At 64.2% G+C, this 260-nt stretch carries 1 protein-coding gene; it reads right to left on the reverse strand.

All coding sequences use genetic code 11. From position 1 onward, the window contains the following. Positions 1 to 260, reverse strand: a 260-nt coding sequence (locus AC1RPY_RS07985) for an AAA family ATPase (RefSeq protein ID WP_481763151.1), incomplete at both ends; no start/stop codon positions are given.

Here is a 260-nt window from a genome sequence, read left to right on the forward strand (position 1 = left end):
GCATCCGGTCGTAGCCGGTGGTCGGGTCGCCCTCGATCTGGAAGCCGACGGGGCCGCCGGAGATGTCCTTCGTGCCGAGGTTCGTGGTCATGATGATCACGGTGTTCTTGAAGTCGACCACGCGACCCTGACCGTCCGTCAGACGTCCCTCCTCCAGGATCTGGAGCAGCGAGTTGAAGATGTCGGGGTGCGCCTTCTCGATCTCGTCGAACAGCACGACGCTGAACGGCTTGCGGCGGACCTTCTCGGTGAGCTGGCCG

The sequence above is a fragment of the Dellaglioa sp. CoH-56-MRSF-12 genome (assembly GCF_056782075.1).